The 14,942-nt window shown below is 62.4% G+C and carries 9 protein-coding genes; 6 read left to right on the top strand and 3 right to left on the bottom strand.

The features are described 5' to 3' along the window. The first annotated feature begins 1 nt into the window (after position 1). The 4 genes from MJ643_RS25955 (at position 2) to MJ643_RS25940 (ending at position 4,201) form a co-directional block, all read left to right on the top strand. The gene (locus tag MJ643_RS25955) at positions 2–2,377 is read left to right on the top strand and encodes an RND family transporter (RefSeq protein WP_024086538.1); all 2,376 of its coding nucleotides are present in this window, start codon (positions 2–4) and stop codon (positions 2,375–2,377) included. 135 nt (positions 2,378–2,512) lie between these two features. After that, the gene (locus MJ643_RS25950) at positions 2,513–2,803 is read left to right on the top strand and encodes a DUF5629 family protein (protein ID WP_013971631.1); all 291 of its coding nucleotides are present in this window, start codon (positions 2,513–2,515) and stop codon (positions 2,801–2,803) included. Then, the gene (locus MJ643_RS25945) at positions 2,769–3,899 is read left to right on the top strand and encodes a lactonase family protein (protein ID WP_023660912.1); all 1,131 of its coding nucleotides are present in this window, start codon (positions 2,769–2,771) and stop codon (positions 3,897–3,899) included. The genes MJ643_RS25950 and MJ643_RS25945 overlap by 35 nt, the downstream gene beginning before the upstream one ends. A 122-nt stretch (positions 3,900–4,021) precedes the next feature. After that, positions 4,022–4,201 (top strand): hypothetical protein, encoded by a 180-nt coding sequence (locus MJ643_RS25940; protein WP_012271225.1) that lies wholly within the window; start codon positions 4,022–4,024, stop codon positions 4,199–4,201. 164 nt (positions 4,202–4,365) lie between these two features. On the opposite strand, the gene MJ643_RS25935 is transcribed toward MJ643_RS25940, so the two are convergent. Genes MJ643_RS25935 through MJ643_RS25925 form a run of 3 tightly spaced genes read right to left on the bottom strand, consistent with a single transcriptional unit; the run spans position 4,366 to position 9,835 of the window. Then, positions 4,366–4,959 (bottom strand): glutathione S-transferase, encoded by a 594-nt coding sequence (locus tag MJ643_RS25935; protein ID WP_044046925.1) that lies wholly within the window; start codon positions 4,957–4,959, stop codon positions 4,366–4,368. Continuing rightward, a complete protein-coding gene (locus tag MJ643_RS25930; RefSeq protein WP_038409148.1) occupies positions 4,956–8,600 on the bottom strand; it encodes an AAA family ATPase in 3,645 nt (1,214 codons plus the stop codon). Before MJ643_RS25930 ends, MJ643_RS25935 begins: the two co-directional genes overlap by 4 nt. Further along, entirely contained in the window at positions 8,597–9,835 is a 1,239-nt protein-coding gene (locus MJ643_RS25925; RefSeq protein ID WP_013971635.1) for an exonuclease SbcCD subunit D C-terminal domain-containing protein, read from the bottom strand. The genes MJ643_RS25930 and MJ643_RS25925 overlap by 4 nt, the downstream gene beginning before the upstream one ends. A gap of 307 nt (positions 9,836–10,142) precedes the next feature. Between MJ643_RS25925 and MJ643_RS25920 the strand changes: the two genes are divergently transcribed. After that, positions 10,143–14,375 (top strand): RHS repeat-associated core domain-containing protein, encoded by a 4,233-nt coding sequence (locus MJ643_RS25920; protein WP_247727096.1) that lies wholly within the window; start codon positions 10,143–10,145, stop codon positions 14,373–14,375. Further along, entirely contained in the window at positions 14,369–14,785 is a 417-nt protein-coding gene (locus MJ643_RS25915; protein ID WP_196184657.1) for an SMI1/KNR4 family protein, read from the top strand. Before MJ643_RS25920 ends, MJ643_RS25915 begins: the two co-directional genes overlap by 7 nt. Positions 14,786–14,942: the final 157 nt, after the last annotated feature.

The raw sequence follows: 14,942 nt of genomic DNA, 5'->3' as shown, positions 1-14,942 counted from the left end.
CATGCACCCGCATCACCAGGACAAGGCCACGTTGCTCGAACGCCTGATCTTCAACAATCGCCCCGTGGTCATCGCCCTGTGCGTGCTGGTCAGCATCTTCCTGTTCTGGCAGGCCACGCAGATACGCCCGTCCACCAGCTTCGAGAAGATGATCCCGCTGCAGCACCCGTTCATCGAGCAGATGATGGAGCACCGCAACGACCTGGCCAACCTCGGCAACACCGTGCGCATTTCGGTGGAGGCCGTGAATGGCGACATCTTCGACAAGGACTACATGGAGACCCTGCGGCAGATCCATGACGAAGTGTTCTACATCCCTGGCGTCGACCGTGCCGGGTTGAAGTCGCTGTGGAGCCCCAGCGTGCGCTGGAGCGAGGTCACCGAGGAAGGCTTCTCGGGTGGCGAGGTGATTCCCAACACCTACAACGGCTCGCAGGACAGCCTCGACACCCTGCGCGACAACGTGCTCAAGTCGGGCCAGGTGGGGCGACTGGTGGGCAACAACTTCAAGTCCAGCATCGTCGATGTGCCACTGCTGGAGAGCTACCCCGACCCGCAGGACCCAGGCAAGCAGGTGAAGTTGGACTACCAGCAGTTCTCGCACCAGCTTGAAGAAAAGATCCGTGACAAGTTCCAGGCGCAGAACCCCAACGTGAAGGTGCACATCGTCGGCTTCGCCAAGAAGGTCGGCGACCTGATCGACGGCCTGGTGATGGTGGCGATGTTCTTCGGCGTCGCCCTGGCCATCACCTGGGTGCTGCTGTACTGGTTCACCTGGTGCATCCGCAGTACCATCGCCGTGCTCATCACCACCCTGGTGGCAGTGGTCTGGCAGTTGGGCCTGATGCATGCAGTGGGCTTTGGCCTGGACCCGTACTCGATGCTGGTGCCGTTCCTGATCTTCGCCATTGGCATTTCCCACGGGGTGCAGAAGATCAACGGTATCGCCCTGCAGTCGAGTGACGCCGACAACGCCCTGACCGCCGCCCGGCGCACCTTCCGCCAGCTGTTCCTGCCGGGGATGATCGCCATCCTCGCCGACGCCGTGGGCTTCATCACCCTGCTGATTATCGACATCGGCGTGATTCGTGAACTGGCCATCGGTGCCTCCATCGGTGTGGCGGTGATCGTGTTCACCAACCTCATCCTGCTGCCGGTAGCGATCTCCTACGTCGGCATCAGCAAGAAGGCCGTCGAGCGCAGCAAGCAGGACGCCACCCGCGAGCACCCGTTCTGGCGCCTGTTGTCGAACTTCGCCAGTGCCAAGGTGGCGCCGGTGTCGGTGGCCCTGGCGCTGGTCGCCTTCGCCGGTGGCCTGTGGTACAGCCAGAACCTGAAGATCGGCGACCTCGACCAGGGTGCGCCGGAACTGCGCCCCGACTCGCGCTACAACCAGGACAACAACTTCATCATCAGCAACTACTCGACCAGTTCCGACGTGCTGGTGATCATGGTCAAGACCCCGCCGGAAAGCTGCTCGATCCACTCGACCATGGCGCCGATCGACGAGCTGATGTGGACCATGCAGAACACCCCAGGCGTGCAGTCGGCTATTTCCCTCGTGACCGTGTCCAAGCAGGTGATCAAGGGCATGAACGAGGGCAGCCTGAAATGGGAAACCCTGTCGCGCAACCCGGACATTCTCAACAACTCCATCGCCCGCGCCGACGGCTTGTACAACGGCGACTGCTCGCTGGCGCCGGTGCTGGTGTTCCTCAACGACCACAAGGCCGAAACCCTGGAGCGGGTCACTGCCGTGGCCAAGGCGTTTGCCGACAGCCACAACAAGGAAGGCCTGCAGTTCCTGCTGGCGGCGGGCAATGCCGGGATCGAAGCGGCGACCAACGAGGTGATCAAGTCGGCCGAGCTGACCATCCTGATCCTGGTGTACATCTGCGTGGCGGTGATGTGCCTGATTACCTTCCGCTCGTTCGCCGCCACCCTGTGCATCGTCCTGCCGCTGGTGCTGACCTCGGTGCTGGGCAACGCGCTGATGGCCTACATGGGCATCGGGGTCAAGGTGGCGACCTTGCCGGTGGTGGCGCTGGGTGTGGGCATTGGCGTGGACTATGGCATCTACATCTACAGCCGGCTGGAAAGCTTCCTGCGCGCCGGGTTGCCGTTGCAGGAGGCGTATTACGAGACCCTGCGCTCGACCGGCAAGGCAGTGCTGTTCACCGGCTTGTGCCTGGCCATCGGCGTGTGCACCTGGATCTTCTCGGCTATCAAGTTCCAGGCGGACATGGGGCTGATGCTGACCTTCATGCTGCTGTGGAACATGTTCGGTGCGCTGTGGCTGCTGCCGGCGCTGGCAAGGTTCCTGATCAAGCCTGAGAAGATGGTGGGCAAGGAGGGGGGCTCCATTTTCGCTCATTGACCGCAGGGGGCCGCTCCTGCAGGGGAACGCGTATCGGCAGGCTGATGCGATCCCTGTAGGAGCGGCCTTGTGTCGCGATGGGCTGCAAAGCAGCCCCAGGGCTATAATGCCAACTCATTTCAGATTGGTACCCCCATGTCCCCCCTCGCCACCGCCCTGCAGTCCTGCGACATGCTCCTGATCGACGGCCTGCACGCCTTCGACTTCACCTCCGATGAATCCGGCCTCACCATCGAATGCATGGACGGCCGCCAGCTCCGCCGCTGGACCTTCACCCCCGAGCAGATCACAGCTGCCATCGCCGTGGGTGACGAGTGGCAACTCGACGATGCCGACGGCGCGCATCGGCTAGTCTGTATGAGTGCCTTTCGCGCCCCGGATGATGACGAAGATGAATCGGATCTGGACGAGCCTGCTGACCGCTAGCCTGATGAGCCTGACCATCCATGCCCACGCCGCCACCTTGCTGGTGGGCAGTTACACCGATGGCGCCAGCGAGGGCATCTACCGCTACGGGTTCGACGAAAAGACCGGTCATATCGACCCGTCGCCGCAGCAGGTGGTGGAGAGTGTCAGCCCTTCATGGCTGGTGCTGTCGGCCGATCAACGCCAGCTCTTTGCGGTCAACGAAACGCCGAAGGGCGGGGTCAGCAGTTTCGCCGTCAGTGCAAAAGGCGAGATCAAGCTGCTCAACCAGGTACCCAGCCAAGGTGACGAGCCTACCCACGCCAGCCTCAGCCAGGACCAGCGTTATCTGTTCGTGGCCAACTACGCGGTCAAGCCCGATCCCGGCGGCAGCCTGGTGGTAGTCCCGGTGGCCAAGGACGGCAAGCTCAAGCCGGTGGTGCAACAGGCCCGGCACAAGGCGAGCGGGGTCAACCCCGAGCGCCAGGCCGGCGCCCATGTGCATTCGCTGGTGCTGTCACCGGACGGCCGCCACCTGTATGCCAGCGACCTGGGGGCCGACAAGGTGTTCATCTACCGCTACGACGGTGCCAGCGCAGACCACCCGTTGACGCCGGCGATCCCCGCGTCGGTGGACCTGCCGCCGGGCAGCGGGCCGCGCCACCTGTTGTTCGACGCCAAGGGTCGGCACGCCTACCTGACCCTGGAAATGAGTGCCGAAGTGGTGATGTTCGACGTGCAGGAGGGCAACCTGGTCGAACGCCAGCGCCTGCCCCTGACCGAGAGCAAGGAAGCTGCGGCGAAAGCGGCAGGTGGCTTGCACTTGTCGGCAGACGGGCGCTTCCTGTATGTGAGCAACCGAGGCACGGCCAACGAGATCGTGGCGTTCAGCGTGGGCAAGCAGGATGGCCAGCTGACCTTCCTGCAGCGCCGTTCGGTGGAGGGGGATCATCCCCGCGAGTTCGCCCTCGACCCGAGTGACAACTTCTTGCTGGTGGCCAACCAGAAGAGCAACCAGATCGTGGTGATGCGCCGCGATCCGCGCAGCGGCAAGCTGTTGGAGACGGTGCAGACGCTGAAGCAGGATGCGCCGTCGGACCTGAAGTTCATCGAGTGATATCGATCGGCGTGATAGTCGATACTGGCGCAATGAATTTTTGCCTGCGGCTTCGGCGGCGTAAGTTTGACCCAAGGCCCAAACAGGCCAACGTCAAACCACCGCCGTCGAGGTCAGCCCAGATGAACTTCAATCTCTTCCCGGTCATTGCCGCATCCGCCATTTCCGCTTCGGTCGTATTGCCAGCGCATGCCCATGCCGACAGCAGCGGCAAGGCGTCCGCTACCCATAGCTACACCGAACAGTACCTGCGCCAGAGTGCCAACTTCCATGCGGCATTGAGTGGCAAGCACAACCACTGACTCAAGCCTGACACGGATCCTGTGGGAGCGGCCTTGTGTCGCGAAAGGGGCGCGAAGCGCCCCCAGGATTTCAGCGGTTTACCCCAGGATTGCCGGGGCCGCTGTGCGGCCCTTTCGCGACACAAGGCCGCTCCCACAGGGGGCTGTGCAATGCTGATAGTTGTTCATTTGGCCATGACTGACCTGAACAGCTCCGAAGCCAACCACCCCTCCAGCCAGCTCCGCACCCGCGGATAAGCCGCCTCGGCGAACCACTGCGGTTCGACCCCGGCAAACTGGCGCATCAGGGGCAGCAACGCGGCATCGGCAATGCTCGGGTGCGTGGCCAGCAAGTAGGGCCTGCCTGCCAGCAGGCCCTCGAGCTCCGCCAGCCAGGCCTCGGCCTGCTGGCGGTAATGCTCGCGGGTATGCTCGGGGTAGCGCTCGGCATACTTGTACAGGTTCACCTGCGCCTTGAACGTGCTGTCGTTGCGCGCAATCAGTGTTTCAGCCTGCTGCGCCGCCGCAGGGTCGGCCTGCAGCCGCCAGTCCTGGGGGTCGTTTTGCGCCAGCGCCCAACGCATGATGTCCAGGCTTTCTTCGAGCACCCCGGCACCGGTATCCAGTACCGGCACCGTGCCCTTGGGTGACAAGGCCAGCAGTTCTGCCGGCTTGTTCTTCATCGCTACCTCGCGAATCTCCACCTTGCACTCCGCATAGCGCAGGGCCAGGCGCGCGCGCATGGCCCAGGGGCAGCGGCGGAACGAGTAGAGGATCACCCGCACACCTCCACGTCACTCAGGCCATTGCCTTGGCGGCGCACCTGGATCTGCACCGGGATGCGTTCGTGCATTTCCTGCACGTGGGAAATCACCGCCACCTTGCGGCCCTGGGCCTGCAAGCCGTCAAGGGCGTCCATGGCCAGTTGCAGCGACTCGGGGTCGAGGCTGCCGAAGCCTTCATCGATGAACAGCGATTCGATGCGCAGCGTGCTGGAGGCCATCGAGGCCAGGCCCAGGGCCAGGGCCAGCGACACCAGGAAGGTTTCCCCGCCAGACAGCGAGTGCACCGAACGCAGTTCGTCACCCATCTCGGTGTCCAGCACCAGCAGGCCCAGGGCGCTGCCGCCGCGCTTTAGGCGGTAACGGCGGGCCAGCTGGCGCAGCTGGGCGTTGGCGTGGTGCAGCAGCAGGTCGAGGTTGTAGCCCTGGGCGATCTTGCGGAACACATCGCCAGAGGCCGAGCCGATCAGGGCGTTCAGGCGAGCCCAGCGTTGCCACTGCTGGTGGGCCTGTTCGATTTCCGCCGCCAGCGCCTGGTGCGCCTGTTGGCGACGCTGGTCATCGGCCTGCTGTGCACGCAGTTCGGCGCATTGCTGCTCATGGCCGGCCAGGCGTTCGCGCAGTTCGGTCAGGGCCTGTTCCAAGGCGTCGGCCGAGGTGTCCACAGTCATTTGCGCGGCATGTTGCTGCAGGCGTTGTTCACGTTCCTGCAGCAGCACGCGTCCCTGTTCGATGGCCTTTTCGGCGCCTTGCAGGCGCTGGCGCAGCTCATTTACCTGCGCGTCCTCCATGCCCAGCAGGCGATCCAGGCCGGCGTCGTCCAGTTCCGGGTGTTCTGCGCGCCACTGGGCGATCTGGCCCTGCAACTGCTGGCACTCGGCGTCCAGCGCCTGCTGCTGCTGGGTGTTGGCCTTGAGTTCGCTGGCCAGTTGCACGCCTTGGGTACGCAAGTCCTGCAGGCGCTGGGCAGTGTCGGCATCGAGGGCGCGGGCCTGCTCCAGCGCGGCGTCCATATGCAGTTGCCAGGCTTCGGCGCTGGCGTGTCCGCCCAGCAGTTCGCCGAGCGAAGCCTGGGCCTGCTGGCGCTGCTCGTCGAGGGCGGCAAGTTTCTGCTGCAGCTGCTGCTGGGTCTGCACGCGTGCCTGCTGCTGGTCGCGCAGCTTGTCCAGCTGGGCCTGGCGGGCTTGCTGTTCTTCCTGTTCGTCCTTGCGCTGCTCCAGTTGCTGCAGGCGCAGGGCGATCTGCTGGTCCAGGGCGAGGAAGGCATTGGCCGGGTCGTCGTTCAAGGCCTTGAGGGCCTCTTCGGGCAATACGCCGGCAAGGTCCTCAAGGCCTTGCTGCAACTGCTGCTCGTCGCTGGCCAGGGCCTGGTGCTGTTGCTCCAGGTGGCGCTGGGCTTGCTGTTGCGCCTGCTGGGCGGCCTGCAATTGCTGGTTGAGACGGGCTGCATCTTTTTGCAGGGCGAGCAGGGCGCTCTGGCGTTTCTCGTCCTGGCCGATTTCTTCGTCCAGGCGCCGCAGCTGGCTGTCGAGCCAGGCACTGCGGGCATTGTCGTCCTGCGGGGCCAGGGCGGGCCACAGGCTGTGCGCCTGCACCTGGGCCACCAGCGGTTGTAGCTGTTCGCCCAGTTGCTGCTGTTGCTGCTGATAATCCTTGAGCTGGGCGTTGACCACGCCCAGCTGGGTGCGCAGCTCCACCAGCTTGCTGTTGAGGGTTTCGACCTGCTTCTGCGCGGCGTCTTCCTCGGCCTGGTCATGGCGACCCAGGCTTTGCAGCAGCGCGTCAGGCTGGTGGAACGGGTGCTCGGCGCTGCCGCACACCGGGCAGGGTTCGCCGTCGCGCAACTGGCCGCGCAACTCTTCGACGCTGGTGTTACGTGCCAGGCGCTGGCGTTCCAGCAACTGGCGGGTGAGGTTGAGCGCTTGCTCGGCGGCTTCCAGCTCGGCCTTGGCGGCGGTGCCTTCGGTAATCAGTTGCTGGCGCTGCTGCATGGCCTGCTGCTGACGCACGCGTACGGCCTCCAGCTGTTGGCGCAGCTCCAGTTCACGGCCATGCAGACGTGACAGCTCTTCCACGGCGCGCTGCTGCTTGCGGTTGTCCTGCAGCATGCCACCCAGCAGGTCGATCTGTTCTGCCAGGGCCTGGGGTTCGGCCTTGGCTTCGCGGAACAGCAGCTCGAAGGCATCGCGCTCGGCCTGCAAGTGCGCATTGGCCTGGCTGGCCTGGGCTTGTAGGCCGGGCAGCTCTTCACGGCCCTTGGCCAGGCGGCCACCGATCAGCATCACTTGCTTCAGTTGCGGCAGGTAGGCGTGCCAGGCATTGGCCAGGCCCGCCAGATGCTGGCTGTCGGCGAGCGCGGTGTCGATCTGCGCCAGTTGCTGCAGGCTGCGCTGCTGGTTGTCTTCGAGCTGCTGCAGGTGCTGCTGGCCTTCGGCGACCTGCTGCTCGGCCTGCTGGCCGGCGCTGCGCTGTGCTGCCAGCTCCTGGTCCAGGCGGGCCAGGTTGTCCTGGGCGGCAAAGGCCTGGCGCAGGCGAGGGGCGTTCTCGCTGTGTTGGGCCTGGCTATCGGCAAGCGCCTGACGCGCGGCGTCCAGCGCCTGTTCGAGCTCACTGGTGCGCACTTGCAGTTCGGCTTGCTGCTGCTGTTGCTCGGCGATCTTCGCTGCCACCGGTGCCAGTTGCGCGGTCAGTGTCTGCTGGCGGTGGAACTGGTGACGCTGCGGGGCCAGACGCTCCAGGCGCACCAGGTCCAGGCGCTGGTCAGCCAGTTGTTGCCAGTCCTGTTCGGCGGCCTGCAGCGCGGTGCCGGCTTCGGCGTGCTGGGCCTGCAACTGGCGCTGCTCGTTCAGCCAGTTGCGTTGCTGTTCCAGCTGGCGCTCGCCAGCCTGGTCGGCCTTGAACTGCTGTTGCGCCTGCTCCAGGCGCTGGTCGAGTTCGGCGCGCGCTTCGGCGGCCATCGGCAGCAGGTGGCTGGCACGGTCCTTCAGGGCATTGTGGGCCTCACCGGCTTCGCGTGCCTTGCTGAAGGCGCGCTGGCCCAGGCGGGTGTAGATGGCGGTGTTGGTGAGCTTTTCCAGCAGCTCGCTGCGTTCTTTGTCGTCGGCCTTGAGGAAGGCGCCGAATTCGCTCTGGGCCAGCATCACCGCGCGGGTGAACTGTTCGAAGTTCAGGCCCAGGCGGGCTTCGACCAGTTGTTTGTACTCGTTCTTGCCACTGCCCAGTACCTGCTCGCTGTCCAGGTCATAGAAGCTCTGGCGGCTGTGCTGCAGCTTGCCGTTGGCCTTGTCGCGGGCGCGGTTGGCTTCCCAGCGGGCGCGATAGCGGCGGCCATCGATGCCGACGAAATCGACTTCGGCAAAGCCGCTGCCGGTGCCGCGGCGCAGCAGGTTGCGCGGGTCGGAGGTAGGGATTTCACCGTCTGCATCCGGCACCTTGGCCTCGCGGCCAATGTCGTTCAGCCGTGGCACGGTGCCGAACAACGCCAGGCACAGGGCGTCGAGCAGGGTACTTTTGCCCGCCCCGGTAGGCCCGGTGATGGCGAACAGGCCGGCGCTGGCCAGCGGTTCGGCGGTGAAATCGATATCGACCGGGCCGGCCAGGGATGCCAGGTTCTTCAGGCGGATGGCGAGAATCTTCATGGCTGTTCCTCTTCCTGCTGCACGTCCTGCAACAGCAGGGCGAAGTCGGCCAGCGCCTGTTCGTCGGCGGGGTTGCCATAGGCCTGCTCCCAGGCGCGGCTGAACAGGTCCTGCGGGGTCATCTGGGCCAGTTCGACAAAGGCCAGGTCATCGTCTTCGGCATTGTTGCGGCCGGCGTATTCGGCACTGATGCGGATCAAGCGCACGGCCTTGCCTTGCAGTGCGGTTTCGATCTGCTGGCGCAGGTCGGGTTGCGGCTCATCCAGTATCACCCGCACCTCCAGCCAGGGCTGGCGGTTGGGGTCTTCGAGCAGGTCGATCACTGGCAGCTCGGCCAACTGCTCCAGCAGTTCGCCCAGTGGTGCCGGGCCGACCCGTTGCAGGGCCACGGCGCGCGGTACCGGGCGCGGTTCGACGCTGACCAGGCCAGTGCCGTCCAGCTCCACTTCCAGCACTTGGTGCGGGTAGTTGATTTCGGCGAACGACAGCGGGATCGGCGAGCCGCTGTAGCGGATGCGTTCTTCGCGGTTGACCTTCTGCGGCTTGTGCAGGTGGCCCAGGGCGACGTAGCTGATGGCCTTGTCGAACAGCTTGGCCGGCAGCGCTTCGGCGTTGCCGATGATCAGGCTGCGTTCGGAGTCCTCCGACACCGCGCCACCGGCCATGTGCGCGTGGCTGATGGCGATCAGCGCCTGGTCCTTCTTGCGCTTCTTTTGCGCGGCGGCGATCAGTTGCTGGTGCACCTGGGTAATGCCTTGCAGGTAGTCGTCACCCAGTTGCGGGCCGGTCACCTCGGCCGGGCGCAGGAAGGGCAGGGCCAGGCACCAGGCGGCGACCTTGCCACGGCCGTTGGTCAGCGGAATCAGCAGGCGCTCGGCATCCAGCTGGCCCTCGTCCAGCCAGTGCACACGGCCCAGGGCATGGGTGCGCAGGCGGCGCATCAGCGCCGCGGGCAGCTCGATGCGCGAGCCGGAGTCGTGGTTGCCAGCGATCATCACAATGTCCAGCTTCGGCTGTTGCTCGTGGGCCTGGACGATGAAGTCGTAGAGACGTTCCTGGGCTTTGACCGGCGGGTTGACCGTGTCGAAGATATCGCCGGCGATCAGCAGCGCATCCGGCTGGCGCAGGCGCAGCTGGCCGAGCAGCCAGTCGAGGAAGCAGGCGTGTTCGAAGTCGCGTTCCTGGCCGTGCAGGCTTTGGCCCAGGTGCCAGTCGGAGGTATGAAACAGACGCATGGATGACCTGTTGGTGTCGAGTCGAGCAAGCGGGGGCTTGGCTTGGGTGATGGGTGTTGCGCAAGGGCGGTATGGTAACCCAAGCCTATGCGGCAAGGCAGTCGCTCCTGGCGGGTAAGTGCTTTCCTACAAGCAGGTCCGCGCACTGAACGCCTTGTTCATTGACGGCCTAACGGCGTTTTCCTAGCGTCCTTGGGTTTCAAGCCTCAAGGACGCAACAATGATCAAGGATCTGACCGAGCGCTCGCTGCTTCAGTCTTGTCGTTCATTCACGTTGCACAACTTGGCCGAACAGGAGTAACCCCTCATGTTCGAAGCGGCCAGGTTTGGCGACGAGATTTCACACACCGGCGCATTGGGCGGCTTCCTGCTGGGCGCTGCCCTGGGTATCGCACTGGTGGCCACGGTGGCCATCGCCACCTTCACCTGCGGGTTAGGCGTGGCTTTGCTGGCCGGCATCGCGGCAGGTCTCGGGGGCAGCTTGCTGACCGCTGCCGGCGAGGCACTGGGCAGTCTGTTCTCATCCCCCTCAGGGACGATACTGACGGCCTCGCCCAACGTCTTCATAAATAGCCGCAAGGCCGCCCGCGTCGAGAAAAGCATCGGTGCCTGCGACAAGCACCCCGGCCCGGTGCAGATCGCCGAGGGCTCGACCAATGTCTTCATCAATGGCGTCGCGGCGGCGCGCAAGGGCGACAAGCTGACCTGCGGCGCGACCATTTCCGGGGGTTCGAACAACGTCTTCATCGGCGGTGGCACTTACCGCTACCTGCCCGTGGATGACGAAGTCCCGGAGTGGCTGCGCACCACCGTGGATGTGCTGATGGCGATTGCTGGCGCAGCCAGTGGCCTTGCGAATGTGCTCAAGATGGGTACCCAGGCCGGTATGAAGGCCGCCCTACCTTGTGCCCTGAAATTCACGGCCGGCTTCATTGCTGGCGAAGTGGCCGCCCGCTACATGGTCGAGCCTGTGGCACGCAGGGTGTTGGGTGGACTGGTTGGCAACCCGGTCGACCTCACCACCGGCCGCAAGCTGATCCCCGATGAAATTGACTTCAGCCTCCCGGGCTTGATGCCGATCGAGTGGTCACGTTTCTACGCCAGCGACCTTACCGTCGACAGCGTGCTCGGGCGCGGCTGGGTGCTGCCCTGGGAGCAAAGCCTGCGTCGGCGGGGCTCATTCATTTACCTCACCGACAACCAAGGCCGCAAAGTTCCGTTCGTGACCCTGCAACCGGGCGAACGGATCTACAACCCGCACGAGCAGGTGTACCTGGTGTGCACCGAGGGCGGCCACTACATCCTGCAAACGCGGGACAACCTGTTCTTCTACTTCGGCGAAGTGCCAGACACCAACAGCGAAGTGCCGCTGCAACGCATCGAGAACGTTCTCGGTCACTTCCTGCATTTCACCCGCACGCCTGACGGTACGCTGACCGACATCAGCGGCACCGGCGGCACCCGCGTGCACCTGCACTACGACCACCCGCTGGGCCGCCTGACCGACATCAAGCGCGTGGTGAACGACCAGGCGGTCGAAACGCTCACCCAGTACCGCTACGATGAACACGGCCAGCTGAGCGCGGTGATCAACCGCAACGGCCACACCGTGCGCAGTTTCAGCTACGCCGAAGGCCTGATGGTAACCCACAGCAACGCGCTGGGCCTGGGCTGCCACTACCGTTGGGAAACCCTCGGCGACAAGCCGCGCGTGGTCGAGCACTGGACCAGCGATGGCGAGCACTACCACTTCCGCTACGACCTCGACGCCCGCACCAGCTGGGCCACCGACGTGCTCGGCCGCGAGCTGGAAGTGCAGTACAACGCCGATCATCGCGTGCTCGCCAGCCGTGACTACGGTGGCGAACGCTACGCCATCGAGCTGGACGAGCAGGGCAACATGGTTGGCCTGGATTTGCCGGACGGCAACCGGCTCGCCTTCAAGTACGATGAATACGCCCGCCTGCTGGAAGAAACCGACCCGCTGGGCCGCAAGACCACCTACGAATATCACCACCTGACCACGCTGGTGACCCAGGTCAGTTACCCGGATGGCAGCACCTGGCGGGCGCGCTACGACGAAAAGGGCAACCTGCTCGCCGAATTCGATGCCCTGGGTCAAATGACCGAATACCTGAACAGCGATGACGGCCTGCCGCACACCATTATCGACGCGACCTACAAGTCCAAGTACCTGTGGTGGAACACCTTGGCACAGGTCGAGCGTTACCAGGATTGTTCGGGCAAGAATACCTGGTACCGCTACGACGAACGCCAGCACCTCGTCGCGGTAACCGATGCGCTGAACCAGACCACCACGCTGGAGCGCAAGCCCGACGGTGAGGTGCTGCGCATCAGCCATCCCGACGGCACGGCGGAAACTTTTACCTACAACGACCTTGGTCAGGTGCTCGACCACACCGATGGCAAAGGCCAGATCACCCGCCTGCTACGCACTTCCCGTGGTTTGCCGAGTAACCGCCGGGACCCGAAAGGAGGGACGGTTCGTTACGAGTACGACAAGGCCTGGCGTCTGACCGGGTTGGTGAACGAGAACAACGCCACGTACAGCTTTGCCTACGACGCCTCGGATCGGCTGATTGAAGAGGTGCGGATCGATAACCTGACCCGGCGCTTCAGCTACAACACGGGTGGCCATCTCACCCGACTGGATGAGATCGGCTATGGCGAAAATGCCGAGCGCCCGGAGCGGCATACGTTGTTCGAGCGCGATGCCATTGGCCGACTGATCAGCAAGATCAACCGCGATGCGCGTCAAGACTATGCGTATGACGACGGCGACCGGCTGCTGAGCATCGAGCGGCAGCCGACCGGGATCGGCAAGCAGCTAGGGATCAGCGAAGAAAAGCTGGAGTACACCTACGATTTGCTGGGCCGGCTAATCAAAGAAATCACCTCCGACGGCACGCTCGGCTACGAATACGACCCGCTCGGCAATCTGACTACGCTAACCCTGCCGGATGGCCGCAAGGTCAATCACCTGTACTACGGCTGTGGGCATCTGCACCAACTGAACCTGGACGGTCAGGTGATCAGCGACATGGAGCGTGATGACCTGCACCGCGAGGTTTACCGGACCCAGGGCAAGCTCACCAGTTGTTTCGGTTATGACGAGATGGGGCGCAAGGCGCGGCAATACGCCTCGATGCTGCCCGCCGACAAGCTCTCGCAGGTGCACAACACCGGTATCAATACCTCATTGCTGGTGGAGCATGCGTACAACCCGATTCACCGCCGTTACCAATACGACCCGGCAGGTGAACTGGTGCGTACGCTCGACAAGCTGCGTGGCGAGATCAAGTACGAGTACGAAGCGAACGGCCAGTTGCGCAGCCGCGATACGGGCTCGCTGGTTGGCAGCGAAGAGTTTCGTTACGACCCTGCGGGCAACCGCTTGGATTTCAATGCCCGGCAATTTGCCAAGTCCAGGGACAACCGCATCACACACTGGCGGGACCAGGAGTATCGTTACGACCCGTGGGGCAACCTGATCGAAAAATGCTCGGAATATGGCAACCGGTTGCAGCGCTTCGGTTATGACGGTGAAAACCGGCTGGTGCGGGCGGAGACATGGGTCAATGGCAAGCTGGAGAGTACCGGGCACTACCGTTATGACAGCCTGGGGCGGCGGGTGGCCAAGCTGGCTGAGATCAATGGCCAGGTCGAGCAGAAGCGCTTCCTCTGGCAAGGGCTGAGAATGCTGCGGGAGGAGACGCCGGGGCAGAGCATCCTGTATCTGTATGAGCCGGGTAGCTATGCGCCGTTGGCGCGGGTCGATCAGGCGGAAGGGGAGGAGCAGAAGCTTTATTATTTCCATACTGACCAGATTGGTACGCCGCTGGAGGTCACGGACAGTGACGGTAAGATCGTCTGGCAGGCGACGTATCGCTCGTGGGGGGCAATAGAGAGTCTGCCGATCAATGAGATCGAGCAGAATTTGCGTTTCCAAGGTCAGTACTTTGATAGTGAAACGGGACTGCACTACAACACGTTCCGGTACTATGGTCCTGAGATAGGGCAATTTATCACCCAAGACCCAATTGGCTTGGGCGGGGGATGGAATCTCTATAAATATGCCAACAATCCGGTTGTTTGGGTTGATCCCTTTGGGTTGGATGCATTAAGCACTCTTGCCGAGCGTGGTTATTTTGGTATAACTAAAACACTAGGTGGTGGCCTAGATTATTCTGGTAGCAATGCGCTTTATGCGAAAAATCCAGGGGTCAATCCCATAGTGGTAATTGAATATACGGGAAATTATATTGAGGACTTTGAGGCTGCAAACAAAGTGGCCGAATTAAATCAAAAAACCACGCCGCGAGGCTATGTGTGGCATCATGTGGATGACTATAATCCTAAAACCAATAAAGGCACTATGCAATTAGTAGAGCAGAGGGCTCATCAAGGTGTTCCTCATAATGGAGGAGTATCTCAATATAAAGCTGCAACCGGAAAAGCTTATACATTCCCAGCCAGAAAGCCAGTGGCCGCGAAAAAAGCAGGAGGAATTTCATGTTAGATCTCGAAGGGTCTGAATCCAGTATTGATGTCGGTGATTTTTCAGAAATTGAAACTTTGGCAAATGGTAAGCTTCCGATCCTATTTAAGGAAATTTATCTTAGGAACAATGGCGGATTTCCCAGGATTACCGAGGTGGAAGGTGATGAGTATGTATTTAGTATAAATGGTTTCAATTCGGTAAAATTCGGGGAGCTACCGATAGAAAAATTAATGCAAGAATATAATGCTCAAGATAAGGCTTTGCATGGCTATGTGCCTTTTGCATATAACGATGGCGGCAACAGCTTCATGCTTTCTCTGAGGGAGGAAGACGCTGGAACTGTATATTTACTAATTCAAGATGGTCTGCAAATGGAGAGGGTCTGTGCGAGCTTTGATGATTTCGTAAATTCGCTGAGCATTGGGTGAGATAGTTGTTTTATTAAGGTGAGGTTCAGTTGTTAAAGTGCTGGATTCAATCGCTTAGCAAGAACTGCTTGTGGGGTTGATAGATGTTGCGGCAATCGAGGTTGGCGGTTGCAGGAGCTGAGTGCAACACGGTTATTGAATTAAAGCTGGAGCATCA

The organism is Pseudomonas sp. PNPG3 (genome assembly GCF_023093815.1).
GTDB classification, from domain to species: domain Bacteria; phylum Pseudomonadota; class Gammaproteobacteria; order Pseudomonadales; family Pseudomonadaceae; genus Aquipseudomonas; species Aquipseudomonas asiatica.
This window is presented reverse-complemented; position numbering and strand designations above follow the sequence as displayed.